Origin of the sequence: Kosakonia oryzendophytica, from assembly GCF_900094925.1 — a bacterium.
In the GTDB taxonomy this organism is placed as follows: Bacteria; Pseudomonadota; Gammaproteobacteria; order Enterobacterales; family Enterobacteriaceae; genus Kosakonia; species Kosakonia oryzendophytica.
This window is the reverse complement of sequence record NZ_FMAY01000010.1, coordinates 88,611-114,451: the sequence shown is the minus strand read 5'-3', so window position 1 is coordinate 114,451 and position 25,841 is coordinate 88,611. Positions and strand designations below refer to the sequence as shown.

Sequence of the window (25,841 nt, the reverse complement as noted above, 5' to 3'; positions counted from 1 at the left end):
TCACACCTCAGACAAGCTGACAGGCGTCAGCGAAGGGCAGCCGCGGCAGGCGGGGAAACAGCTTGCTGGCATCGCCATAGCCGATATTGACCAGTAAATTGCTGCGCAGTGGCGTACCGGCAAAGAAAGCGGCATCGACTTTTCCGCGATCGAACCCCGACATCGGCCCGGTGTCCAGACCCAGCGCCCGACAGGCGAAAATCAGGTATGCCGCCTGCATCGAGCTATTACGAAAGGCAGTCTCTTCCGCCAGACTTGCGCTGGATGTAAACCAGCTGCGCGCATCACCATGGGGAAAGAGCATAGGAAGCTGTTCATAAAATTCGCTGTCCCAGGCGACGATGGCGGTAACCGGGGCGCTAAGGGTTTTTTCGAGATTCCCGCTGGAGAGCGCCGGACGCAGTTTCTCTTTGCCTTCCGGGGTGCGGATAAACACAAAGCGCGCGGGGCTGCAGTTGGCGGAGGTCGGTCCCATTTTCAGCAGATCATAAATTTCATGCAGCGTCTCGTCGCTCACCGGGCGATCCCGCCAGCCATTGTGAGTACGAGCCTGAGTAAACAATGTGTCCAGCGCGGCTGGGGTGACGGCCTCACTCATACATTCTCCTTTAAAAACGGTGTCGGGGTGGGCAGCATCGACGCCAGCCCACTGAGTAATAAGGTATTGAAGGTGGTGCTTTCACTGATATTGCAGGCATGCGCACCACGCTCCATCACCCTCAACTGGCTACCGGGGATGGCCTGCTGCATGTCGCGGGAGCAGGTCCAGGGCACCAGCAGGTCATCCCGCGAGCAAATGATCAGTGTCGGGCACTGGATCGCCATGGCGTGGGCGCTGAAGTCTGCTGCTTTCAGGGCGTTGAGTCGGCGCAGCAGATTGGTTTCCCCCTGAAAATGCGCCACCGCCAGTGCGTCTTCGGCTTCCATTCGCGGGGCGTGTGCCGCCATCCAGTCAGCCGGGTAAAGAAACAGTGGCTGCGCCTGGACCCAGGCTTCTGCACCCCCCGCCTGCAACAGGCGTTCGCGCACCTGAAAACAGCGCCGGGTGTGATCGTTAAGCGTTAGCCAGCCATTCACCAGCACCAACCCACTGACGGCGTCCGGGTGATCGAGGGCCAGTTGCAGGCCGATAAGCGCACCCAAGGCGTGGCCTGCCACGCAATAACGGTGAATACCGGCTTCGCCTAACGCCTGATGCAGTTCCGCAGCCATATCCTGCATACGGTAACCATCCGGTAGCGTGTCCGGGTTGTTACCGGTGCCGCGTTGATCGTAACGCACCACCTGGTAATGCGCCTCAAGGGCGGCAAGTTGCGCCAGCCAGTAGCTGCCCGCCCCGCCAAGGCCGGCGCTCAGCACCACGACCGGCGCGTCGGCAAAGGGCGCCGCACTCAGGGTCAGCTTCATGCATGCCTCACTTACTGATATGCGCGACGGTGGCGATTTCCACCAGCGCCTCTGGCTTCACCAGGCCGCACTGGATGCAGAAACGGGCCGGTTTATCGCCGGGGAAAAACTCGGCATAGACTTCATTAATCGCGGCGTAGTTTGTCCAGTCGGTGATAAAGATACTGTTGAACGTCACGTCCTCCATCGTGCCACCCGCCGTTTCGATCACACTCCTGATCGTTTCCAGCACGTGGCGCGTTTGCGCCTTTGGGTCGCCGACATAGACCACGTTATTTTGCTTATCGAAGGGCAGCGTGCCGGAGACATACACGACACCGTCGGCCAGCGTGCCGGGGACAAAGGGCGCAATCGGGGTAGTGGTACCCGGCGGAATAATGACCTGTTTTGGCATAATGTCTCTCCTTAAGCGATATTGACGAGTTTCTGTGGCGACAGGGCAGTGCAGAAGGTCTGCACGTCGCTGACCCAGCCAAAGAAGGTTTCAATGTTGAACAGCGCGGCCTGTTGGGCGAACGGCGGGCCGGCCTGATGGGTGGCGTCTTCCAGAACAATGCCGAAATATTCGAGGAAGAAACCATCGCGCAGCGTCGACTCGACGCAGACATTGGTGGCGATGCCGGTAAACACCAAATGACGAATACCGCGGCTGCGCAGAATGCTATCGAGTGGTGTATTAAAAAAGCCGCTGTAGCGCGGTTTGGGCAGGACGATATCGCCCGGCTGCGGTTGCAATGCATCCACAAGGGCATAGTCCCAACTACCTTTCGCCAGCAATGTTCCTTGTAACTCCGGGCGCTGACGCATGGTTTTTAATGCGTTGGACTTGTGGTAGTTCGGCGAACCAGGGCCGCCCGCTTCAACGTAGTCGCTGTCCCAGCCGTTCTGAAACCAGATAATTAACATTCCTGCTGCGCGGGCGGCGGCGACGGCAATATTAATATTGTCGACCACCGGTTGGGTGGCAGAGACATCGAAACCCGCCAGATCGAGGTACCCCCCCGGACTGGTATAGGCGTTTTGCATATCCACCACAATCAGCGCGCTGCGCTCAGGAGCGAAGGTGAGGGATTCAGGTCGGGCGTTCAGTGTAATCATCAGGCCACCTCACGCGTGGGGGCGGGAATATGGCGACGGCACTGCATCAATGGCTGAATGCGCTCGCCAAAGGTTTCCACGCCTTGCAGAAAATCATCAAACGTCAGCAGCACGCCATCAGTGCCAGGGACGGTGGCGACGTCATCCAGCAGACGGGCAACGGTGGCATACGAACCGACCAGCGTCCCCATGTTGATATTGACGGCAGAGATGGGATCCGCCATCTGACGCACGTTGGTATCTGCGCCGGATCGGGTGTCTTTCTGGCTCTGCTCGGTCAGCCAGGCCAGCGCTTCGTCATCTGCCCCGGCTTTGTAGTGTTCCCATTTTGCCCGTGCGGCGTCGTCTGTTTCATCGGCGATCACCATAAACAGCACATAAGAGCCTACGTTGCGTCCCGTTTCATTGGCGGCCTCCTGCATCCGTTTAGCGGTGGGCGCAAAGGCCGTTGGCGTGTTGACCCCTTTGCCGAAGCAGAAGTTGTAGTCTGCATATTTTGCTGAGAACGCCATACCGGCGTCGCTCTGTCCGGCGCAGATCACCTTCATCGGGCTGGTGGGCTGCGGGCTGACGCGGCAGTCATTCATGGTGAAAAATTCACCTTTGAAATCACTCTTCCCGGTGCCCCAGAGATCGCGCAGCACCTGTACGTACTCCGTCAGATAGTCGTAACGACGGGCGAAGTACTCATCCCCCGGCCACAGCCCCATCTGCTCATACTCCGGCTTCTGCCAGCCGGTGACCAGGTTCACGCCGAAACGGCCGTTAGCGATGGAATCGATCGTCGATGCCATCCGCGCCACAATCGCTGGCGGCAGCGTCAGGGTGGCGGCGGTGGCGTAAATCTGGATGCGGGAGGTCACCGCGGCCAGCCCGGCCATCAGGGTGAAGGACTCCAGGTTGTGATCCCAGAATTCGGTTTTACCGCCGAAGCCGCGCAGCTTGATCATCGAGAGCGCAAAATCGAAGTGATAGTGTTCGGCTTTCTGCACAATCGCTTTATTCAGTTCAAAGGTCGGTTTGTACTGTGGCGCATGGGTCGAAATCAGCCAGCCATTGTTGCCAATCGGAACGAAAACACCAATTTTCATCACATACCTCGCATTGTCAGGTGAATGTCTGGCGTGGCGCTGCATCCTGCATTGTCCTTTCAGCCTCGCTATCAATGAGTTGCAAAGCGGATGCCAACATGAAAAAGCCATTGTTATTAATGTGTTAATTAAAAGTTGGCGAAATGGGTTGGTAAAAAGTGGACTAAATGGTCAAAAACGGTGCACAAAAAGCAGGCGTTTGTGCGCAATCAGAGTGCACGGGGTCGAGCCGACGGGTTCCATTTGTTATGCTGCATCCAACATAAAGGAGAACAGATATGGCACAGGGTACGGTGAAGCGTGCGGATAAGCGCACCCGGGCAGTCAGTGAGAAGCGACAGGCGATTTTAACCGCCGCGCTGGACGCCTTTTCCCGGCTGGGTTTCCACGGCGCGCGTCTTGAGCAGGTGGCGGAGCTGGCCGGGGTGTCGAAAACCAATTTACTCTATTACTACCCCTCAAAAGAGGCGCTCTATATTGCTGTGTTGCGCCAGATTCTGGATATCTGGCTGGCGCCGCTGAAAGCGTTCCGCAGCGATTTTACCCCACTGGTGGCGATCAAAGAGTACATCCGGCTTAAGCTGGAAGTGTCGCGGGATCACCCGCAGGCTTCCCGGTTGTTTTGTCAGGAGATGCTTCAGGGCGCACCGCTGTTGAAAGCAGAACTGACCGGCAGTCTGAAAACGCTGGTAGAGGAGAAATCGGCGATTATTGCGGGCTGGATCGACAACGGCGAACTCGCGGCTGTCGATCCGCATCATCTGATCTTTATGATTTGGGCCGCCACGCAGCATTACGCGGATTTCGCCATTCAGGTAGAGGCCGTGACCGGTGCGACATTACAGGATCCGGCATTCTTTCAGCGCACCGTCGACAATGTGCAGCGGATGATTATTGAAGGGATCCGCGTGCGTTAAATTAATGTGCGGGCGGTAGTGGGCAGCTTACGTCGCCTTCTTCACACTGCAACAGCGAAGCAAGCCAGGCCTCACGCTCAGAGGTTTTATCCGCCAGACACTGGTTTTGCACCATGGGCTGCACGCTGCCGCCATCTACGCCGGAACTGACAAACGCGCAATCACTGTCGCGCAGGCTAACCCAGGTCTGCTGTGCTTTTTTTAGCAGCGCTGCCTGCGGTGGGGTCGCGCGCTTGAGGGCGTCCTGATAAGTCTGATTCAGTTTTTTATCCGCGGCCTGATACTGACTGGCGGTACAGCTGTTCAGCTCGGATTGCGTGGAGGCGTTATCACACTCGTCGGCTAATGCCGCACTGCTTAGCAACAGCGCCGTCAGCGCCAGCATGCTACGTTTCATCAACTTCCCCTTGTTATCGATTTCACTACAGCCGTTTCTTAGCATAGCCCCTCACCAATGTCACCCGAATGACCATTATCGTGTGATTGCCGCATTCTGTTGCGTAGTCGATTGCCCTGGTGCCTTCCCTGCCCATATACCTTTCTCGTTTCAGTTCTCAAAATGAGAAATTTACCTGCACTGCAGGAGGATATATTGGACAAGCGATTATAGCCAGATGGCAATAAATGATAAGAAAATGATAATCAATTGTTATTTTTTGATGGTTATTTAACATTCCTTTTGGGCTTTGAGGCAGAATGATTGTCATTTTTAACTTAAAATTAACTATAATTTTACCAAAAATAAACATTTTTGGGCGTTGGTCACATTTTGACTATTGCCGTTATTTTGCCTCTTCCATTCGTTGCTAACCTCCTTTCCGCGACTTTCCTCTGTCCTCAAGAAAGGTACAACTATGAAATTCAAACTCGCATTACTCAGCGCAGCCCTCATTTCTGCATGCATGGTGTCTGGCCAGTCTGTTGCCGCGGAAAAGTACGAAATCGCCGTGGTGGCGAAAGTCACCGGCATTCCCTGGTTCAATCGTATGGAAACCGGCGTCAATGACGCGGCAAAAAAACTGGACGTCCATGCTTACCAGACCGGGCCCTCCACACCGGATCCGGCGCAACAGGTGAAAGTGATTGAAGATCTGATCGCCAAAAACGTCAACGCCATTATCGTGGTGCCGAACGATGCCAAAGTACTGGAACCGGTACTGAAAAAAGCCCGTGATAAAGGCATTGTTGTACTGACGCACGAATCGCCGGATCAGCAAATAGGCCAGTGGGATATTGAAACCATCGACAGCGAAAAATATGCGCAAGCCAACGTCGATGAGCTGGCGAAAGAGATGGGCGGTAAAGGCGGGTATGCCATCTACGTAGGTTCGCTGACCGTGCCGCTGCACAACGCGTGGGCCGATTACGCCATCAAATATCAAAAAGAGAAATACCCGGACATGTTTGAAGTCACCTCGCGTCTGCCGGTGGCGGAAAGCATCGACAAATCCTACGCCACCACACTCGATCTGATGAAAACCTACCCGCAAATGAAAGGGGTGATTGGTTTCGGTTCGCTTGGGCCGATTGGTGCCGGGCAGGCGGTGCAGAAAAAACGGGCAAAAGACAAACTGGCGGTGGTAGGGATTGCCATGCCAGGCCAGGCGGCACCGTATCTGATGCGCGGCGATATCAAAAAAGCGCTGCTGTGGGATCCTCGTGACGCCGGGTTCGCACTGGTGACGGTTGCCGACCAACTGCTGAAGGGCAAAGAAGTGACCTCCGATCTGACCATTGACGGGCTGGGTAAAGCCGATGTGGATAATGAGAAAAAGGTCATCCGCTTTAACAAAATCCTCGAAGTCACGAAAGATAACGCGCAATCACTTGGTTTCTGAGTTTTTCAGGCCACATCAGGGAATCGGAGCCCGGCCGCCAGGCCGGCTCTTTTCGCAGTAGGTTTAACCATGGCGTCCTCCCCGGGCGCTGGCAGAGGTATCGTCGATGACAGACACTACCGCATTTATCACGCTTGAAAATATCAGTAAGCAGTTCCCCGGCGTGCTGGCGCTGGACAGTGTGAATCTGACGCTACAAAAAGGCGAAGTTCACTGCCTGGCGGGGCAAAACGGCTGCGGTAAAAGCACCCTCATCAAAGTGATCTCCGGCGTTTATCAGCCGGAAAAAGGGGCCAGCATTGCGCTGGATGGCAAACTGTTTCATCACCTGACGCCGCAACTTTCCGCACATTACGGCATTCAGGTGATTTATCAGGATCTCTCGTTATTCCCCAATTTCAGCGTGGCGGAAAATATCGCCATCCACCGTTATCTGCCGGGTGGCGATCTCTGGGTGCACCGCAGCGCGATGAGAGCGCAGGCCCAGGCGGCAATGGCGCGTATTGGCGTACGCCTCGATCCGGATAAAAAAGTGGAAAAACTCTCCATCGCCGACCGCCAACTGGTGGCGATTTGTCGCGCGATTGCCGCCGATGCCCGGCTGGTCATTATGGATGAGCCGACTGCCTCGCTAACACGCCAGGAGGTAAATGGTCTGCTGCGTGTGGTGAACGAACTGAAAACGGCGGGGATTTGCGTGGTTTTTGTCAGCCATCGCTTGGATGAAGTGATGGAAGTGGCCGATCGCATCAGCGTGATGCGCGACGGCAAACTGATTGGCACCTGGCCGGCCAGCGAGCTGGATAGCAATGAACTGGCGTATCTGATGACGGGACAGCGCTTTCACTACAGTCCGTTGCCGGAAAAACCGCCGGTCGAACAGCAGCCGATGCTGGAGTTGCGCCATCTGAGCCGCAAAGGCAAATACCGCAATATCAACCTGACACTGCGCAGTGGTGAAATTGTGTCGATTGTCGGTCTATTGGGCGCCGGGCGCACCGAGCTGTGCATGAGTCTGTTTGGTATGACCCGCCCGGAGGACGGCGAAATATTAATCAACGGTGAGCCTGTGAAATTGCGCAATAACCACGACGCGATCCGCCACGGTATTGGCTATGTCTCGGAAGATCGGTTAACGCAGGGGCTGATTATGGAGCAATCCATTTATGACAACACCCTCGTCACGGTTTTCGACAAAGTGCACACCCGTAGCGGTTTGCTCGACCATGCGAAAGCGCAACGGTTGGTGGCGGACCTGATCCGCGAGCTGAATATTAAAGTTTCCGATGCGCGACTGCCGGTTAAAACGCTCTCCGGCGGCAATGCGCAGCGTATTGCTATCGCCAAGTGGGTCGCGACCCAACCGCGTATTTTAATTCTCGACTCGCCGACGGTAGGGGTGGATATCGCCAATAAAGAGGGAATTTACCAGATCGCCCGTCAACTGGCGGAGCAGGGAATGGCAGTGCTGATGATTTGCGATGAGATCCCCGAGGCGTATTACAACAGTCATCGCGTGTTGGTAATGCGTCAAGGTGAACTGGTGGCGGAGTTTAACCCTCATCACTGCACAGAACAGGAGATTGCGGAGGTGGTTAATGCGTAATGCCGCCCTTGCTCGCCTCGTCGGGCAACACGAATTTTGGCTTGGTCTGCTGGTAGTGGTCTTGGCTATCGGGCTGAGTAGCGCAACGGATGAATTCCTCTCGTTGGGTAACCTGACGGATGTGGCCACCAGCTATGCCATTCTCGGGATTCTGGCCTGCGGGCTGTTTGTGGTGCTGATCTCCGGTGGCATTGATATTTCGTTTCCGGCCATGACCGCCATCGCCCAGTATGCGATGGCCAGTTGGGTTATTGCCCACGGCGGCAATTTTGCGCTGGCGCTGCTGTTATCCATGAGTGTGGGTCTGCTGCTTGGGTTACTTAACGGCTTGCTGGTCTGGTGGCTGCGCGTGCCCGCCATCATCATCACGATTGCCACGCTTAACGTCTATTACGGGTTATTGGTTTATGCCACCAATGGCACCTGGCTGTATGGCTTCCCGGACTGGTTTATGAACGGGATCAACTGGTTCTCGTTCACCGCTGCGGATGGCTACGACTATGGCCTGACGCTGCCGCTGTTGTGCCTCGGCACGGTGATTATTTTTACCGCCGTGTTGATGAACACAACCCGGCTTGGGCGTCAGATTTATGCGATGGGTGGCAACCGCGATGCGGCTTCCCGCCTTGGCTTGAATCTCTGGAAACTGCATCTTTACGTGTATGGCTATATGGGGATCCTGGCTGGCGTGGCGGCGGTCGTGCAGGCGCAGATCACCCAGTCGGTCGCGCCCAATTCATTGCTTGGTTTTGAACTCACCGTGCTGGCAGCCGTCGTGCTCGGCGGTACCAGTATGAGCGGCGGGCGCGGCACGCTGACCGGTACGCTGCTCGGGGTGATCCTGCTGGCCTTTTTACAGAATGGCTTAACCCTGCTTGGCGTCTCTTCTTACTGGCATACGGTATTTAGCGGCGCGATCATCCTGGTGAGCATTAGTGCCACCGCGTGGAACGAAAAACGCAAACTGGCAAGGGAGCTTTAAGATGAAATCCATCGTCCGAATTTTGCCTGGTGATGCCATCATTCGTTTGCAGTGTGTGATCATCATTGCGGTGGCACTGGTTTTTTCTGCGTTGCTTGGCAGCCGCTTTTTCAGTATCGCCAACTTCCAGTCTATCGGCTCGCAACTGCCCATTCTTGGCATGCTGGCGCTGGGAATGGGGATCACCATGCTGACGGGTGGCATCAATTTATCGATTATCGCCGGGGCCAATGCCTGTTCGCTGGTGATGGCGGCGGTGATTGTCAGTCACCCGGATAACCCGCTGTTTGTTGCGCTGGCGCTATTGGCCGGGCTGCTGGTCGCGGTGGCGATTGGCGTACTGAACGGGGCGTTGGTCGCAGGAGTTGGCGTCTCACCGATCCTTGCCACGCTTGGCACCATGACGCTGATCTCCGGGCTGAATATTCTACTCTCCAACGGTACGGTCATTTCCGGTTTCCCGGTCGCGATCCAGTACCTGGGCAATGCCACGCTGTTGGGCATTCCGGTAGCGCTGCTGCTGTTTATTTTTGTGGCACTGCTGATGTGGGTCTTATTGGAGCACACGACGCTTGGCCGCAGCCTTTACCTGGTGGGCTCTAACGAGCAAGCCACACGCTACAGCGGCGTCAATACGGTGCGAGTGCAGATTGCCGTTTACGTTATTTCTGCCTTACTGGGGTGGGTGGCGGCCATCTTGATGATGGCGAAATTCAACTCCGCCAAAGCGGGTTACGGCGAGTCTTATCTTCTGGTCACCATTCTGGCTTCCGTGTTGGGCGGCATTAACCCCGACGGTGGCTTTGGGCGCGTGCTTGGCCTCGTGCTGGCGCTGGTGGTGCTACAAATGCTGGAAAGCGGCTTTAACTTGTTGGGCATCAGCAGTTATCTGACGATGGCGCTCTGGGGCGCGGTGCTGATCCTCTTTATTGCATTACAAAATCGTAAAGCCTGATGTCAGGAGAAAAACAATGGCGAGCTATTTTATTGGTGTAGATGTTGGTACCGGCAGCGCCCGCGCAGGGATATTCGATTTGACCGGTCGGATGGTCAGCCAGGCGAGCCGGGCCATTGAGATCTATCGTCCGCAGGCGGACTTTGTTGAACAATCCTCTGACAATATCTGGCAGTCGGTCTGCAATGCCGTGCGCGATGCGGTGAACCAGGCTGACATCAATCCCATTCAGGTTAAAGGCCTCGGTTTTGATGCCACCTGTTCGCTGGTGGTGCTCGACAAAGAGGGCAAGCCACTCACCATCAGCCCCTCCGGGCGCAGTGAACAGAACATTATTGTGTGGATGGATCACCGCGCGATTTCACAGGCCGACCGCATTAATGCTACGCATCATCGGGTACTTGATTATGTGGGAGGGATTATTTCGCCGGAGATGCAAACGCCAAAGCTACTATGGCTGAAACAGCATATGCCGAACACCTGGGCCAATGCCGGTTATTACTTTGATCTTCCGGATTTTCTCACCTGGCGGGCAACAGGGGACGATACGCGTTCGCTCTGTTCAACCGTGTGTAAGTGGACCTATATGGGGCACGAAGATAAGTGGGACACCAGCTACTTCCGCCAGATTGGGCTGGATGACTTGCTGGAGCATGACGCCGGGAAAATTGGCCGCTACGTGAAAACCATGGGTGAACCCCTTGGGCGTGGGCTGACGCAACGCGCGGCAACAGAAATGGGGCTGATGCCCGGCACAGCCGTGAGCGTATCGATTATTGATGCGCACGCAGGCACGCTGGGTACGCTGGGCGCATCCGGTGTTTCCGGCGAAGTGGCGGACTTCGACAGGCGCATTGCCTTGATCGGCGGCACCTCGACCGGGCATATGGCTATCTCCCCGCAGCCGCGATTTATCGGCGGTGTATGGGGACCGTATTACTCAGCCGTGCTACCGGATTATTGGTTGAATGAAGGTGGGCAGTCGGCAACGGGCGCGTTGATCGATCATATCATTCAGTCGCATCCGTGCTACGAAACATTGCTCGCCCAGGCGAATACGCACGGGCAGACGATTTACGAAGTGCTCAATGCGCTGCTGCGTAAAATGGCGGGAGAGCCGGAGAACATTGCTTTTCTGACCCGCGACATTCATATTTTGCCCTATTTCCACGGCAACCGTTCCCCGCGTGCGAATCCGACGCTAACGGGCGTCATTAGCGGGTTGAAATTGTCCCGCACGCCGGAAGATATGGCGCTGCACTACCTGGCCACCATCCAGGCGATTGCGCTGGGCACCCGGCATATTATCGAAACCATGAACCAGAGTGGGTACAACATCGATACGGTGATGGCCAGTGGTGGCGGAACCAAAAACCCGATCTTTGTGCAGGAGCATGCCAACGCCACCGGTTGCGCCATGCTGTTGCCGGAAGAGAGCGAGGCAATGCTGTTGGGCGGCGCGATGATGGGGACCGTGGCGGCGGGGGTGTTTGATAGCTTCCCGGAAGCGATGTCGGCGATGAGCCGCATTGGCAAAACGGTGACGCCGCAAACGAACCGTATTAAGCAGTACTACGATCGTAAATACACCGTGTTCCACGAGATGTATCAGGATCATATGAAGTACCGCAATCTGATGCAGGAGGGCGCATGAGCGCGGGCTGGCACCAGGCCTGTGCGGCCTGGCACATCTACAGCGAGGAGATGGCAGCGCTGAGCAGCCGCCTTAATGATGCATTATGGGAGGCACTGATCGCGGAACTGCGCGGTTGCCGGGGCAAGATTGCGGTGACTGGCGTGGGCACATCCGGCATTGCCGCCCGCAAAATTGCGCACATGCTGGCGTGTGTTGAGCGCCCGGCGATATACCTGAATGCGACCGACGCGGCGCACGGTGATTTGGGCTTTCTTGACGGCAATGATCTGATGATTATGCTGTCGCGCGGTGGTCATTCCGATGAGCTGACACGCTTGCTACCGGGCCTTGCGGCGCGAGGCGTGCCGTTAATCAGTGTGACAGAAAACCCGGACTCCGCCATTGCCCAGGCCGCCCGGCTGGTGATCCCGACCGGTGTGCAGCGGGAAATCGATCCGCTGAATATGCTGGCGACCACCTCCATTGTGCTGGTGCTGGCGATTTTTGACGCCGCCTGCGCCTGCCTGATGCGCGAAAGCGGCTATTCAAAGGAGACTCTGCTGTCTGTGCACCCTGGCGGGGATGTCGGGTTAACATTAAGTAAAAAAGCGCCATAAGGCGCTTTTTTCGTGGCGGAACCAGGATCTCTATGCCCGATAAGCACGGCGCCATCGGGCATTTTTCACCGGGTTTAACCAATCGTCATCAGACTGGCATTGCCCCCGGCTGCGGCGGTATTGACGCTGAGTGAACGCTCAACCCACAGACGCTCCAGTAGGAGATTGTTTTCCCCGCGGGCAAAACCCTGAACCGAAACAATCGCACCGTCACGCGCGGCAACGTTTTCACACAACGATATCAGTTGATCGGAATCGCCGTGGAAAATTACGGCATCGAAGGCCTGTGCCATCAGCACGTCCGCTTTGGCAAACTGGATCCGCTGGCTGACACTTGCCGGCAGTGATTTCGCCAGATCCCGGTGTAATGCATCGTCCGTCCACAGCAACTGGCTGCCACAGGCGATCACTGCCGCCAGTTGCACCAGCGCATCCTGTTCGTTATCCGCCACGCAGAGTACCCGCTCGCGTGGAGCCAGCGTCCAGCTATTGCGCTCCCCGGTCGGGCCTTGTAACAGACGTTGTGTGCCTGTTTGCGCCAGCTCGCCAAACTGGCGGCACTGTTGTAGCAGCGCCGGCCGATCTTTTGCCCATGCGGTCAGGTCTTCCAACGGTTGCGCCAGCACAGCCTTCAATTGAGCATCCACCGGGAACTGCGCATCATGGCGCGCCAGCGTTTTCTGTACCGCATTTTCCGGGCGATGGCTCAGTAAACGGTAGAGATAGAGTGGCCCGCCGGCTTTCGGACCGGTTCCGGATAAGCCTTCACCGCCAAACGGCTGCACGCCGACCACCGCGCCCACCATATTGCGGTTAACATAGAGGTTGCCGACATGCGCGCTACCGGTGACCTGGGCGATGGTCTCATCAATACGCGTGTGCACTCCGAGAGTCAGGCCGTAGCCGGAAGCGTTAATCTGGTCGATCAACTGCCCTAACTGATGACGGCGGTAACGCACCACATGCAGCACCGGCCCGAAGATCTCTTTTTTCAGCTCGTCAAAACTCTCCAGCTCAATCAGCGTGGGGGCAACGAAGGTGCCGGTGCGCCATTCGCGGGCATCTTCACTGTTTTCACGCACCGCCTGGAATACCGGGCGGCCTTTTGCCCGCATCGCCTGGATGTGTTTATCAATATTCTCTTTTGCCTCGGCATCAATCACCGGCCCAATGTCGGTGGTCAAACGACCGGGGTTACCCATCCGGCATTCCGCCATCGCACCGCGCAGCATGGTCAGCGTATGGTCGGCGATGTCGTCCTGCAGGCAGAGCACGCGCAGGGCAGAGCAGCGCTGACCGGCACTGTCGAACGCGGAAGCCAGCACATCGATCACCACCTGTTCCGTGAGCGCTGAAGAGTCAACGATCATCGCGTTCATGCCGCCGGTTTCCGCAATCAGTGGCGTCGGGCGACCTTGTGCATCGAGGCGGGTGGCGATATTGCGTTGCAGCAGCGTGGCGACGTCGGTTGAACCGGTAAACATGACACCGCGCACCCGCGTATCGGCAGTGAGCTGAGCGCCAACGGTCTCGCCGCGCCCCGGCAGCAGTTGCAGGACGCCAGCAGGCACACCCGCTTCCAGTAGGATCGCCACACCTTGCGCTGCGATCAACGGGGTTTGTTCTGCCGGTTTTGCCAGCACGCTGTTACCGGCTGCCAGTGCGGCGGCAATCTGCCCGGTGAAGATGGCCAGTGGGAAGTTCCACGGGCTGATGCAGACCACTGGCCCCAGCGGGCGGTGTGTCTCGTTGTCGAAATCTACGTTCACCTGCCCGGCGTAGTAGCGCAGGAAGTCGACAGCTTCACGTACTTCGGCGATGGCATTACTGAAGGTTTTGCCGGATTCGCGCACCAGGATGCCAATCAACTGCTGCATCTGATCTTCCATCAGTACCGCTGCGCGCTCAAGAATGGCAGCGCGCTCCTGCGGCGGAGTGGCAAACCAGATGGGGGCATGGCTGACGGCGTTCTCCAGCGCCTGATTAACGTGGGTTTCGCTGGCTTCAACGACGTAACCCACGATATCTTTCGGCTCGGCCGGGTTAATCACTGGCTGCGGTTCACCCTCCGTGATCGTGTGTTCCAGCATCGGGCGGGCGTACCATTTTTGCGCGGCGCTGTTGAGCAGCGCGGAGGAGAGAGAGGCCAGGCGGTGTTCATTCGCCAGATCCAGCCCGGCAGAGTTGATCCGCCCTTCGCCATATAAGGCGCGGGGCAGGGCAATCTTCGGATGCGACAGCCCGACGAGGCCCTCCTGCGCGGCGAGTTTTTCCACTTCGGCGACCGGATCCGCCACCAGGGCGTCCAGCGGCAGCGTGTTGTCGGCAATGCGGTTAACAAAAGAGGTGTTGGCACCGTTTTCCAGCAGACGGCGCACCAGGTAGGCCAGCAGCGTTTCATGGGTGCCGACCGGGGCATAAATGCGGCACGGGCGGTTGAGTTTGCCATCGGCTACTTTACCGACCACCTGTTCGTAGAGCGGTTCCCCCATGCCATGCAGGCACTGGAACTCATACTGTCCAGGATAGTAGTTCTGCCCGGCCAGTTGATAAATGGCCGCCAGCGTATGGGCGTTGTGGGTCGCGAACTGAGGGTAGATCAGGTTCGGCACCGCCAGTAATTTCTTGGCGCAGGCGAGGTAGGAAACATCGGTGTAGACCTTACGGGTGTAGACCGGATAACCTTCCAGCCCTTCCATTTGCGCACGCTTAATTTCACTGTCCCAGTAAGCGCCTTTTACCAGACGGATCATCAACCGGCGACGGCTGCGGGTGGCTAAATCTGTCAGGTAGTCAATCACAAACGGGCAGCGTTTCTGGTAGGCCTGGATCACGAACCCGATGCCGTTCCAGCCGGCCAGTTCCGGTTCAAAGCAGAGTTTTTCCAGCAGATCGAGGGAGATTTCCAGACGATCGGCCTCTTCGGCATCGATATTGATGCCAATATCATACTGGCGCGCCAGCAGTGTCAGCGATTTCAGGCGTGGGTAAAGTTCGTCCATCACCCGATCGTACTGCGCGCGGCTGTAACGCGGATGCAGTGCGGAGAGTTTAATGGAGATGCCCGGCCCTTCATAAATGCCGCGTCCGTTGGAGGCTTTTCCAATCGCGTTAATCGCCTGCTGGTAAGAGACCATATAGGCCTGCGCATCGGCGGCGGTCAGCGCGGCTTCGCCGAGCATGTCGTAGGAGTAGCGGAAACCTTTCTCTTCCAGTTTTCGCGCATTCGCCAGCGCTTCAGCGATGGTTTCACCGGTGACAAATTGCTCACCCATCAGACGCATCGCCATATCAACCCCTTTGCGGATCAGCGGCTCGCCGCTTTTGCCGATAATACGGTTCAGCGCGTGGGAGAGGTTGGCTTCGTTATGTGTGGAGACCAGACGACCGGTAAACAGTAATCCCCAGGTGGCGGCGTTAACGAACAGCGATGGACTGCGGCCGATATGGGATTGCCAGTTGCCGTTACTGATTTTGTCGCGGATCAGTGCATCACGTGTGGCTTTGTCCGGAATACGTAACAGCGCTTCAGCCAGGCACATCAGCGCCACACCTTCTTGTGAAGAGAGGGAGAACTCCTGCAACAGGCTTTGCACCATACCCGCACGCCCGGATGCCGTTTTCTGATTACGGAGTTTTTCGGCTAACTGATAAGCGAGTTTATGGGCTCTCTCGGCCACCGGCTGCGGCAGTCGGGCCTGTTCCAGCAACATTGGCACGGCATCGGTTTCCGCCCAGCGCCAGGCGCTGGTAATGGCCGCACGGGAAACAGATTGCGGCAGGATCTGCTCGGCGAAGTCAAGGAACGGCTGGTGGCTCTCGTCCATGGCCAGGTTCGGCTCTTCATCCTGCGCGCCGCTGCTTTGTGCACCGGCCAGTTCCGGCAGCACTTCATTGCTTTCCAGCTTTTCCAGGTAATTGAAAATGGCTTGCTTAATCAGCCAGTGCGGCGTGCGGTCAATAGTGGCTGCTGCGGCTTTGATCCTTTCGCGTGTTGCGTCATCAAGCTTGACCCCCATGGTGGTGGTGCCCATGCTTTGCTCCTGTTTTTTACGTTGTTTTGCGGTTCAGGCTGAAATATCCACCATGTTGCAACTTTGTGCAACCTTGTTAAATGTGACCGGGTTGGCAACGTAGAAAATGACTGAAATGTTAATTACCAGTAACAGGGAATGGCGGCCAGCATTTTACTGTCGACCCAGGTTTTATGCGGTACGTAACACTTTTTTAAGGTGCAACCTTGAAAAGTGTGACACAGTGCAACCTATCGCGAAATCTTATTAAGCACAGGATGAATTTGATGTAAATGCTGTGTTAAATCAATTGTGAATAAGCGAGCCTTCCGGCAGGATACGGTCGCCGCAAACGACAAGTACGCACCACCACCCCGTTCCGGTGATGGATAAAAACGGCAAACAAGACAGTTGCCGACAAGAATTCTGGAGACCTTTTAATGGCAATTAGCACACCGATGCTGGTGACCTTTCTTATTTATATCTTTGGCATGATATTGATTGGGTTCATCGCCTGGCGTTCGACGAAAAACTTTGACGACTATATTCTCGGCGGTCGTCGCCTTGGGGCACTGGTGACGGCGCTGTCTGCCGGGGCCTCGGATATGAGCGGCTGGCTGCTGATGGGCTTGCCGGGTGCGATTTTTATTTCCGGTATTTCCGAAAGCTGGATTGCCATCGGCTTGACCCTGGGCGCATGGATCAACTGGAAACTGGTAGCGGGCCGTCTGCGTGTTCACACCGAAGCAAACAATAACGCACTGACATTGCCGGATTATTTCACTGGCCGTTTTGAAGATAAAAGCCGCCTGCTGCGTATTATTTCGGCGGTGGTGATCCTCGTGTTCTTCACGATTTATTGTGCGTCCGGGATTGTGGCGGGCGCGCGTCTGTTCGAAAGCACCTTCGGCATGAGCTACGAAACGGCGCTGTGGGCCGGCGCGGCAGCGACAATCATCTACACCTTTATTGGCGGCTTCCTGGCGATTAGCTGGACCGATACGGTGCAGGCCAGCTTGATGATTTTTGCCCTGATCCTGACACCGGTCATTGTGATTATTGCTGTCGGCGGTTTTGGTGACTCGCTGGACGTTATCAGACAGAAAAGCCTTGAAAACGTCGATATGCTCAAGGGGTTAAATTTTGTCGCTATTCTGTCGCTGATGGGATGGGGCCTGGGCTACTTCGGGCAACCACATATTCTGGCGCGCTTTATGGCGGCGGATTCTCACCACACCATTGTGCATGCCCGTCGCATTAGCATGACGTGGATGATCCTGTGCCTTGGCGGCGCGGTTGCTGTCGGCTTCTTCGGTATTGCCTATTTCAGCAACAACCCGTCTGTCGCGGGTGCGGTGAATCAGAACGCCGAACGTGTGTTTATTGAACTGGCACAGTTGCTGTTTAACCCGTGGATTGCGGGGGTACTGTTGTCGGCGATCCTCGCGGCGGTGATGTCGACGCTAAGCTGCCAGCTGCTGGTGTGCTCAAGCGCGATTACCGAAGATTTCTACAAGGCTTTTCTGCGTAAAGGCGCGAGCCAGACTGAGCTGGTTTGGGTAGGGCGTGCCATGGTGCTGCTGGTGGCGTTGATTGCCATTGCGCTGGCAGCCAATCCGGAAAACCGTGTACTTGGACTGGTAAGCTATGCCTGGGCCGGCTTTGGTGCTGCGTTTGGCCCGGTCGTGCTGTTCTCGGTGATGTGGCCGCGTATGACGCGTAACGGTGCATTGGCGGGGATGGTGATTGGCGCCGTGACGGTGCTGGTGTGGAAACAGTATGCATGGCTGGGTCTGTACGAAATCATCCCGGGCTTTATTTTCGGCAGCATCGGCATTGTGGTGTTCAGTCTGTTGGGCAAAGCGCCTTCTGCGGCCATGCAGCAGCGTTTTGCTGAAGCAGACGCGCATTACCGCTCTGCGCCGCCGTCCCGTTTACAGGCGGAGTAACGCTGGTTGCACGAAAAAACCCGCTTCGGCGGGTTTTTTTATTGCTAAAGCAATGTAATTACGCTGATATCTCACCACAAATAACAATGAGGATAGCAACATGAAGTTAAAGACAGGATTCACTGCACTGGTGATGGCGGGTGTACTGGCTGGGTGCGTGGCACCTGCACCGAAACCGGTGGCTACAGCGGCGATACAAAGCTGTAAAGCGGATAACCAAATGCAGCAAACGACGCTCTATTTCGGTTTAAGTCGCCCGGCGGGGAAAGCGATCACCGGTCAGGAGTGGCAGCAATTTGTTGATGGTGATGTCACGCCGCGTTTTCGCGAGGGGTTGACGGTGTTTGATGCGCATGGACAGTGGTTGGGCAACGACGGGAAAGTCGCGCGTGAAGAGAGTAAAGCGTTAATGCTGATCCACGGTACTGATGCGCAAAGCGAGGCGAAAATCGAAGCGCTACGCGGCATTTACAAATCACGTTTTGCCCAGGAATCGGTGATGCGTGTCGATCAGCCGGTTTGCGTTCAGTTTTAATAAAAATCCCTCTCCCGCAGGAGAGGGAATACACTCAGAGCACGAGGCCCGCAAATGCAGCGGACAGCAGGCTCACCAGCGTTGCGCCGTAAACCAGACGCAGGCCGAAACGGGAAACGGCGTTGCCTTGTGGCTCGTTCAGACCCTTAATCGCACCGGCAACAATGCCGATAGAGGCAAAGTTGGCAAACGACACCAGGAAGACTGAGAGGATACCCAGCCCGCGCGGCGACATTTCTGCGGCAATTTTTTGCAGTTCGATCATCGCCACAAATTCGTTCGCCACCAGTTTGGTTGCCATAATACTGCCCGCATGCAGCGCATCGCTCAGCGGGATGCCGATAAGCCAGGCCAGCGGATAGAACACATAGCCGAGGATCTGCTGGAAGCTGATGCCGAACAGTGCGCTGAAGAGCGCATTGATTGCGCTGATTAACGCAATAAAGCCGATCAGCATCGCCAGAATGATCATCGCCACTTTAAAACCAGCCAGAATATACTCGCCGAGCATCTCAAAGAAACTTTGCGATTCGTGGAGTTTTTCCAGTTTGATTTCAGCTTCTGCTTCCGGGCGTGTCGGGTTAATGACCGACAGCACAATAAAAGTGCTGAACATATTGAGGATCAATGCCGCAACAACATATTTGGCATCCAGCATAGTCATATATGCCCCCACGATGGACAGCGACACCGTCGACATGGCCGTGGCGGCCATAGTGAACAGGCGGCGTGAGGAGAGGTCTGACAGTATCCCTTTATAGGCAATGAAGTTTTCTGACTGGCCGAGGATCAGTGAACTGACGGCATTAAAGGACTCCAGCTTGCCCATGCCATTCAGTTTCGATAGCAGCGTGCCAATCAGACGAATAAAAATGGGCAGAATACGCCAGTGCTGCAAAATACCAATCAACGCGGAAATAAACACGATAGGGCATAAGACGCCCAGGAAAATAAAGGCTAACCCTTTTTCGCTCATACCCCCGAAAACAAAACCCGTGCCTTCGCCAGCAAATTTCAGCAGGGCTTCAAAGAAACCGGAAACATAGTTAATTAGCGTCAGGCCACTCTGGGCATGTAAAAAAAACCATGCCAGTGCGAACTCAATGACAATCAGTTGCAGAATAAAACGGATGCGGATTTGTCGGCGGTCGAAACTGACCAGCCAGGCCAGCGCAAGGATCACCACTAACGCCAGCAGAAAGTGCAGAAAATTGATCATATCTCTAAAGGGGCAGGTAAACAGGACGTTTATTTAGCCATAGCGGCGGCGTGCGGTAAATACAAAGTTAACGATTTGTAAGCTAAGTTTTTGCAGTATTTCAACCACTTCTGCATAAAGCGCCGGCCCGGTAGTTAGTCTGCTCTGCGTTTACATCTGGTTATCATTCTCATCATTTTTCGCTTGAGTTTCTGTTCGTCGTAATGATAATCACTATCAAACGAATTTACTTTTCTTTGCAACCACTGACTGCGCATGACATTAGGGGCGTTCTCCATGTTTGTTCCATTTCTCATTATGTTACGTGAAGGCCTCGAAGCGGCGTTGATCGTTAGCCTCATCGCCAGCTACCTCAAACGTACGCATCGGGGGCGCTGGATTGGCGTGATGTGGCTGGGTGTGTTCCTCGCTTCGGCTCTGTGTCTTGGCCTGGGCATTGCCATTAACGCAACCACGGGAGAGTTTCCGCAGCGAGAGCAGGAACTGTTTGAAGGAATTGTTGCGGTGATTGCCGTTGTGATCCTCACCTGGATGGTGTTCTGGATGCGTAAAGTGTCGCGTAACGTCAAAGTGCAACTGGAGCAGGCGGTAGATAACGCACTGGCGCGCAGCAACAACCATGGCTGGGCGCTGATCATGATGGTCTTTTTCGCCGTGGCGCGTGAAGGACTGGAGTCGGTATTTTTCCTGCTGGCCGCATTCCAACAGGATGTGGGCATATGGCCGCCCGTCGGCGCGATACTCGGTCTTGCGACGGCAGTGGTGCTCGGTTTTCTGCTCTACTGGGGCGGTATTCGTCTCAATTTGGGCGCGTTTTTCAAATGGACCAGCCTGTTTATTCTGCTGGTTGCCGCAGGGCTGGCTGCCGGTGCGATTCGCGCCTTCCATGAAGCCGGTCTGTGGAATCATTTCCAGGATGTGGCCTTCGATTTAAGCAACGTTCTGACCACGCATTCACTCACTGGCACTTTGCTGGAGGGGATCTTCGGCTATCAGGAAACACCGAGCGTGAGCGAAGTGTTCATCTATTTCCTCTATTTGATCCCGGCGCTGCTGCTGTTTTTTATGCCACCACGCGCCGGTTCGCAGCCTTCCAGGGCTGCACCGTAATCTCGCTTATTGGTTGCTGTAGTTACAACATACTTATTTAAGGGAAGGGTCATGGCAATTCATTTTCGTCGTAATGCATTACAGGTAGGGATCGCCGCACTGTTTTCTTGCGCTTTCGCGGCACAGGCCGCGGATGTACCGCAGGTGAAAGTGACGGTCACGGACAAACAGTGTGAACCGATGAACCTGACGGTGAACGCCGGTAAAACACAGTTTGTGATCGTTAACCATAGCCAGAAAGCGCTGGAGTGGGAGATCCTCAAAGGTGTAATGGTGGTGGAAGAGCGTGAAAACATTGCGCCGGGCTTTAGCCAGAAACTGACGGCTAACCTGCAACCGGGTGAATATGACATGACCTGCGGTCTGTTAACCAACCCGAAAGGCAAGCTGATAGTGAAGGGCGAAGCCACTGCCGATGCGGCAAAAGGTGAAGCGCTGCTGAGCCTCAGCACGGCGATTGCCGACTATAAAGCCTATGTGGTTGCGGAAACCGCTCAGCTTGTGACGGGTACCAAAGCCTTTACCGACGCCGTGAAAGCAGGGGATATCGAAAAAGCGAAAGCCCTGTATGCCCCGACCCGCCAACACTACGAGCGCATTGAGCCGATTGCTGAATTGTTCTCCGATCTGGATGGTAGCATTGACGCCCGTGAAGATGATTACGAGCATAAAGCCGCCGATCCGAAATTCACCGGTTTCCACCGTCTGGAAAAAGCCCTGTTTGGCGACAATAGCACCAAAGATATGGGCCATTATGCCGATCAGCTCTACACCGATGTGGCTGATTTGCAGACTCGCATCAATGAGCTGGCGTTCCCGCCATCTAAAGTGGTTGGCGGCGCAGCTGGGCTGATTGAAGAAGTAGCGGCGAGCAAAATCAGCGGTGAAGAAGATCGCTACAGCCACACGGATCTGTGGGACTTCCAGGCAAACGTCGATGGTGCGCAGAAAATTGTTGATCTGCTGCGTCCGCAGCTGCAAAAAGATAACGGCGAACTGCTGGCCAAAGTCGATGCCAACTTCAAAAAAGTGGACACTATTCTGGCGAAATACCGCACTAAAGATGGTTATGAAACGTATGACAAGCTGACCGATGCGGATCGCAATGCGCTGAAAGGGCCGATCACCACGCTTGCGGAAGATCTCGCACAATTACGCGGCGTGCTGGGACTGGATTAAACCATGAGTGAACATGATAACAGTGGCGTCAGTGAGCCTTCCCGGCGCCGTTTATTAAAAAGTATGGGCGCGCTGGGAGGCGCGCTTGCACTGGCAGGTGGATGCCCGGTCGCCCACGCGGCGAAACCGCAAAGCGCGCCAGGCACGCTGTCTCCTGATGCACGCAGTGAAAAACAGCCGTTCTTCGGTGCACATCAGGCCGGTATTTTAACGCCGCAGCAGGCCTCAATGATGCTGGTAGCATTTGATGTTCTGGCGACGGATAAAGCCGATCTTGAACGTTTGTTCCGCTTATTGACGCAGCGTATTGCTTTCCTTACCGCTGGCGGCCCGGCACCGGATACACCTAACCCGCGTTTGCCGCCGCTGGATTCCGGGATCCTGGGGTCGTACATCGCGGCGGACAATTTGACGGTGACGGTGTCCGTTGGGCAGTCGCTGTTTGATAAGCGCTTTGGTTTAAGCGCCTTGATGCCGAAAAAACTGCAAAAGATGGTGCGTTTCCCCAACGATTCTCTGGATGCCGCGTTATGCCATGGCGATCTGCTGCTCCAGATTTGCGCGAACACGCAAGATACGGTGATTCATGCGTTGCGCGATCTGATCAAACACACGCCGGACTTGCTTAGCGTACGTTGGAAGCGGGAAGGGTTTATCTCCGATCATGCTGCGCGCAGTAAAGGAAAAGAGACACCCATAAATTTGCTGGGTTTTAAGGATGGCACCGCTAACCCGGACAGCAGTAACAACGCGCTGATGGACGAGGTGGTGTGGGTGACCAGCGATCAGGATGAGCCTGCCTGGGCGGTAGGCGGCAGCTATCAGGCGGTACGTATCATTCAGTTCCATGTGGAGTTTTGGGATCGTACGCCGCTGAAGGAGCAACAGACCATTTTCGGGCGTGATAAACATTCCGGTGCGCCGCTGGGTATGCAAAATGAACATGATGTCCCGGATTACGCCAGCGATCCGGACGGTGATGTGATTGCGCTCGACAGCCATATTCGTCTGGCAAATCCGCGTACCAAAGAGACGCAATCAAGCCTGATGATGCGCCGTGGATACAGCTACTCGCTCGGCGTAACTCACTCCGGGCAGTTGGATATGGGACTGTTGTTTGTCTGCTATCAGCACGATCTGGAAAAAGGTTTTCTTACGGTGCAAAAACGCCTGAATGGCGAGGCGCTTGAAGAGTATATTCGCCCGATTGGCGGCGGTTACTTCTTTGTGTTGCCGGGTGTGAAAGACACCAGTCGCTACCTTGCGCAATCTCTTCTCGAAGCGTAAAGATCCTATCCTGCCCGCTACCGGGCAGGATATTCTGTCATCTGTAGCATTCTGACATACTTTTTCTGCCATCCAGATATCATTTTTTCGTATTAGAAAGTATCTGTTATATTTCTGTAATATTCGTAGCAGACACTTTCTGCAACGACGCAGCGGTCTTGCACGTTATGGTTACGTAAAAATAATGTTGCAATGATGATAAGCTTTGATGTAATTAATTAAAGCGTTGAGACCCTGCGGTGATGACGTCACCAGGAGATCGCGGATGGTTAGGTCCTGTAGCGGACAAACAAAAAGACCACGCAACAACCGGCACGGAGGTGCGACCTCCGGCAGCGATTTCTTCGCCCCTGAATTTTCCTCCTCATTTTTCATCTCTCTTTCCAACGATGTGACAGACGATGCTGTTACCTGTTCTGCCACGTCATTTACAAAGGCAAGCCATGGCTTACAAGGAAGCCAACCCTCAGACGTTCGTGCGCATAATCGCGTCGCTAATGGCGCGTGTGATGTAAACCAACAACTCAAGGTGCTATCCATGGGAAGACAAAAAGCAGTGATCAAAGCTCGTCGTGAAGCGAAACGCGTGCTGAGACGTGATTCACGCAGTCATAAACAACGTGAAGAAGAGTCGGTCACCTCGCTTGTGCAGATGAGTGGCGTAGAAGCAATTGGCATGGCGCGGGACAGCCGTGATACTTCTCCAATTGCTGCTCGCAACGAAGCTCAGGAGCACTACCTGAATGCTATCGAGAGTAAACAACTGATCTTCGCAACTGGCGAAGCCGGATGCGGTAAAACCTGGATCAGCGCGGCGAAAGCGGCGGAGGCTCTGATCCATAAGGACGTGGAGAGGATAATTGTGACCCGGCCGGTCCTGCAAGCCGATGAAGATCTTGGCTTCTTGCCCGGCGACATCTCGGAGAAGTTCGCGCCTTATTTCCGGCCCGTCTATGATGTGCTGTTGAAACGCTTGGGTGCGTCCTTTATGCAATACTGCCTGAGACCAGAGATCGGTAAGGTGGAGATCGCGCCGTTCGCCTATATGCGTGGACGTACCTTTGAAAATGCGGTGGTCATTCTTGATGAGGCCCAGAATGTCACGGCTGCGCAAATGAAAATGTTTTTAACGCGCCTCGGGGAAAACGTGACCGTCATCGTCAATGGTGATATTACCCAGTGTGACTTGCCTTCCGGCGTGAAGTCGGGTCTGAGCGATGCACTGGCGCGTTTTGAGGAAGACGAGATGATCGGTATCGTACGCTTTAACAAAGATGATTGCGTACGTTCTGCACTCTGTCAGCGCACGCTGAAAGCCTACGATTAATACCCTTATCTAACCCAAAAGCCCGGTCTGCTTCAGCAATACCGGGCTTTTGCTTTTATTCCCCCCTGGAATTTGCCTTCCCCATTCATAAAGTATGCCTGGTCCTACGCCGATAACCGTTGAGGCGTTTGTCGCGCCCCACGTTTATTGTTTTTTGGGTAAGGATATCAACCAATGAAATCTCTTTTTACGCTTTCCGCGCTCGTGCTTCCCCTCACGCTGGCAGGCTGTAGTAATAAGCCGTTACCGCCGACTGAAAAAGTGGTGAAAACCACGGTTATTAAAGCTGACAATGGTTCCACACTGAAGATTGATGGTTATGAGCAATTAAAAACGGACTTCCATAAGCCAACCGATACCGCACTGCGTTACATCACTCGAAGTGATACCAGCAAAGTGGTGGCTCTCAAGACACTGAGCTTTATTGCCGGGGCATTTGCGGGCGGTGCGCAGGAGAGCGGATTTACGAAATATGAACTGGTTGGGACGCCCATTACCACGTTGTCTAACCCGTCTGTGACGTATTTCAGTGAAGAGATGGAGAAGTCGCTGAAATCTTCGGTCGCAGAAAAAGCGGCTGGTCAGTTACAAAATCCGATTGAGATCCGGCCTTATGTCTGGATGCTGGTTTACGAAAATCTGTCTGGCGGGGAAAACTTTGAGCTGCACTATTCCACTGTCATCACGCGCAGCAAAGATCACCCGACGAAAAAATATGATGTCGCCAGCCTGAACTGTACGCCAGAGCCGATTAAGGCACCGCTTGCAGAATGGGAAGCCAATAATTATCAGAAGGTTAATGAGGTGACGCGCAACTATATGGCCCGTTGCTTGCGGGATTTCAATGAAACCAAAGATCAGTTTTTACAGTAAGGGTTAGGAAAGCGTACTTCGCGGGAAGTGCTCTCTACAAACCGGGTAGGGTGAGTCCATTCTGAGGTCTGATAAAGAGAAGGGCAGGTTTCGGGGCGGGGGTCTCATCCCCCCGGTTCGGGAGGATATAAAAGAAAAAAGCCCGTACTTTCGTACAGGCTCTTATCTGAAATGATGGCGGTGAGGGGGGGATTGACTCGCT

21 protein-coding genes and 1 pseudogene are annotated in these 25,841 nt (G+C 55.0%); 14 read left to right on the top strand and 8 right to left on the bottom strand.

What is annotated here, in order from left to right:
* Nucleotides 1-7 precede the first annotated feature (7 nt).
* The 5 genes and pseudogenes from GA0061071_RS16970 to rutA form a co-directional block, all read right to left on the bottom strand.
* Nucleotides 8-598, bottom strand: coding sequence for a malonic semialdehyde reductase (locus GA0061071_RS16970; RefSeq protein WP_061494794.1), 591 nt, complete (start codon nucleotides 596-598; stop codon nucleotides 8-10).
* A complete protein-coding gene (gene rutD, locus GA0061071_RS16965) occupies nucleotides 595-1,407 on the bottom strand; it encodes a pyrimidine utilization protein D (protein WP_088236560.1) in 813 nt (270 codons plus the stop codon). The genes GA0061071_RS16970 and rutD overlap by 4 nt, the downstream gene beginning before the upstream one ends.
* A gap of 7 nt (nucleotides 1,408-1,414) precedes the next feature.
* Nucleotides 1,415-1,801 carry a pyrimidine utilization protein C gene (gene rutC / locus GA0061071_RS16960; protein ID WP_088236559.1) on the bottom strand — a complete coding sequence of 129 codons (387 nt, stop codon included), beginning with the start codon at nucleotides 1,799-1,801 and terminating at the stop codon, nucleotides 1,415-1,417.
* Nucleotides 1,797-2,505: pseudogene (rutB, locus tag GA0061071_RS16955) on the bottom strand (pyrimidine utilization protein B); the annotation flags it as partial. The gene rutC and the pseudogene rutB, both read right to left, overlap by 5 nt.
* Nucleotides 2,505-3,596, bottom strand: a complete 1,092-nt coding sequence (gene rutA / locus GA0061071_RS16950; protein WP_088236591.1) for a pyrimidine utilization protein A — start codon at nucleotides 3,594-3,596, stop codon at nucleotides 2,505-2,507. The pseudogene rutB and the gene rutA, both read right to left, overlap by 1 nt.
* A gap of 278 nt (nucleotides 3,597-3,874) precedes the next feature.
* Here rutA and rutR point away from each other — a divergent pair, with 278 nt between their 5' ends.
* Nucleotides 3,875-4,513 carry an HTH-type transcriptional regulator RutR gene (gene rutR, locus GA0061071_RS16940; protein WP_061494799.1) on the top strand — a complete coding sequence of 213 codons (639 nt, stop codon included), beginning with the start codon at nucleotides 3,875-3,877 and terminating at the stop codon, nucleotides 4,511-4,513.
* 1 nt (nucleotide 4,514) lies between these two features.
* On the opposite strand, the gene GA0061071_RS16935 is transcribed toward rutR, so the two are convergent.
* The gene (locus GA0061071_RS16935) at nucleotides 4,515-4,910 is read right to left on the bottom strand and encodes a lysozyme inhibitor LprI family protein (protein WP_061494800.1); all 396 of its coding nucleotides are present in this window, start codon (nucleotides 4,908-4,910) and stop codon (nucleotides 4,515-4,517) included.
* Nucleotides 4,911-5,367: 457 nt separating this feature from the next.
* Here GA0061071_RS16935 and GA0061071_RS16930 point away from each other — a divergent pair, with 457 nt between their 5' ends.
* The 6 genes from GA0061071_RS16930 to GA0061071_RS16905 all read left to right on the top strand — a co-directional run bounded on the left by GA0061071_RS16930 (nucleotide 5,368) and on the right by GA0061071_RS16905 (nucleotide 12,147).
* Nucleotides 5,368-6,351, top strand: coding sequence for an autoinducer 2 ABC transporter substrate-binding protein (locus GA0061071_RS16930; protein WP_061494801.1), 984 nt, complete (start codon nucleotides 5,368-5,370; stop codon nucleotides 6,349-6,351).
* A 106-nt stretch (nucleotides 6,352-6,457) separates the two neighbouring features.
* On the top strand, nucleotides 6,458-7,957 hold the full coding sequence (locus tag GA0061071_RS16925) for a sugar ABC transporter ATP-binding protein (protein WP_088236558.1): 1,500 nt from the start codon (nucleotides 6,458-6,460) through the stop codon (nucleotides 7,955-7,957).
* A complete protein-coding gene (locus GA0061071_RS16920; RefSeq protein ID WP_088236557.1) occupies nucleotides 7,950-8,939 on the top strand; it encodes an ABC transporter permease in 990 nt (329 codons plus the stop codon). The genes GA0061071_RS16925 and GA0061071_RS16920 overlap by 8 nt, the downstream gene beginning before the upstream one ends.
* A gap of 1 nt (nucleotide 8,940) precedes the next feature.
* Entirely contained in the window at nucleotides 8,941-9,894 is a 954-nt protein-coding gene (locus GA0061071_RS16915) for an ABC transporter permease (RefSeq protein WP_088236556.1), read from the top strand.
* A 16-nt stretch (nucleotides 9,895-9,910) separates the two neighbouring features.
* Nucleotides 9,911-11,548 carry an FGGY-family carbohydrate kinase gene (locus tag GA0061071_RS16910; protein ID WP_061494805.1) on the top strand — a complete coding sequence of 546 codons (1,638 nt, stop codon included), beginning with the start codon at nucleotides 9,911-9,913 and terminating at the stop codon, nucleotides 11,546-11,548.
* The gene (locus tag GA0061071_RS16905; RefSeq protein ID WP_061494806.1) at nucleotides 11,545-12,147 is read left to right on the top strand and encodes a KpsF/GutQ family sugar-phosphate isomerase; all 603 of its coding nucleotides are present in this window, start codon (nucleotides 11,545-11,547) and stop codon (nucleotides 12,145-12,147) included. Before GA0061071_RS16910 ends, GA0061071_RS16905 begins: the two co-directional genes overlap by 4 nt.
* 74 nt (nucleotides 12,148-12,221) lie before the next feature.
* Here the strand turns inward: GA0061071_RS16905 and putA are convergent, their stop codons facing one another.
* On the bottom strand, nucleotides 12,222-16,181 hold the full coding sequence (putA, locus tag GA0061071_RS16900; RefSeq protein ID WP_088236555.1) for a trifunctional transcriptional regulator/proline dehydrogenase/L-glutamate gamma-semialdehyde dehydrogenase: 3,960 nt from the start codon (nucleotides 16,179-16,181) through the stop codon (nucleotides 12,222-12,224).
* Between the two features lie 419 nt (nucleotides 16,182-16,600).
* Between putA and putP the strand changes: the two genes are divergently transcribed.
* Together putP and GA0061071_RS16890 are read left to right on the top strand one after the other, a co-directional pair.
* Nucleotides 16,601-18,109, top strand: a complete 1,509-nt coding sequence (putP, locus tag GA0061071_RS16895) for a sodium/proline symporter PutP (RefSeq protein WP_061494808.1) — start codon at nucleotides 16,601-16,603, stop codon at nucleotides 18,107-18,109.
* Nucleotides 18,110-18,209: 100 nt separating this feature from the next.
* Complete coding sequence (locus GA0061071_RS16890) at nucleotides 18,210-18,644, top strand: DUF3574 domain-containing protein (protein ID WP_061494809.1); 435 nt, start codon at nucleotides 18,210-18,212, stop codon at nucleotides 18,642-18,644.
* A 34-nt stretch (nucleotides 18,645-18,678) separates the two neighbouring features.
* Here GA0061071_RS16890 and GA0061071_RS16885 read toward each other — a convergent pair whose 3' ends face one another.
* Complete coding sequence (locus GA0061071_RS16885; RefSeq protein WP_088236554.1) at nucleotides 18,679-19,863, bottom strand: NupC/NupG family nucleoside CNT transporter; 1,185 nt, start codon at nucleotides 19,861-19,863, stop codon at nucleotides 18,679-18,681.
* A 276-nt stretch (nucleotides 19,864-20,139) separates the two neighbouring features.
* Here GA0061071_RS16885 and efeU point away from each other — a divergent pair, with 276 nt between their 5' ends.
* From efeU to GA0061071_RS16860, 5 genes are all read left to right on the top strand, one after another.
* Nucleotides 20,140-20,973 (top strand): iron uptake transporter permease EfeU, encoded by an 834-nt coding sequence (gene efeU / locus GA0061071_RS16880; RefSeq protein ID WP_061494811.1) that lies wholly within the window; start codon nucleotides 20,140-20,142, stop codon nucleotides 20,971-20,973.
* A 51-nt stretch (nucleotides 20,974-21,024) separates the two neighbouring features.
* A complete protein-coding gene (gene efeO / locus GA0061071_RS16875; RefSeq protein WP_088236553.1) occupies nucleotides 21,025-22,152 on the top strand; it encodes an iron uptake system protein EfeO in 1,128 nt (375 codons plus the stop codon).
* 3 nt (nucleotides 22,153-22,155) lie between these two features.
* Nucleotides 22,156-23,439 carry an iron uptake transporter deferrochelatase/peroxidase subunit gene (gene efeB, locus GA0061071_RS16870; RefSeq protein WP_061494813.1) on the top strand — a complete coding sequence of 428 codons (1,284 nt, stop codon included), beginning with the start codon at nucleotides 22,156-22,158 and terminating at the stop codon, nucleotides 23,437-23,439.
* Between the two features lie 538 nt (nucleotides 23,440-23,977).
* Nucleotides 23,978-24,766 carry a phosphate starvation-inducible protein PhoH gene (gene phoH, locus GA0061071_RS16865; protein WP_061494814.1) on the top strand — a complete coding sequence of 263 codons (789 nt, stop codon included), beginning with the start codon at nucleotides 23,978-23,980 and terminating at the stop codon, nucleotides 24,764-24,766.
* Between the two features lie 174 nt (nucleotides 24,767-24,940).
* Nucleotides 24,941-25,639 (top strand): hypothetical protein, encoded by a 699-nt coding sequence (locus GA0061071_RS16860; RefSeq protein WP_088236551.1) that lies wholly within the window; start codon nucleotides 24,941-24,943, stop codon nucleotides 25,637-25,639.
* Nucleotides 25,640-25,841: the final 202 nt, after the last annotated feature.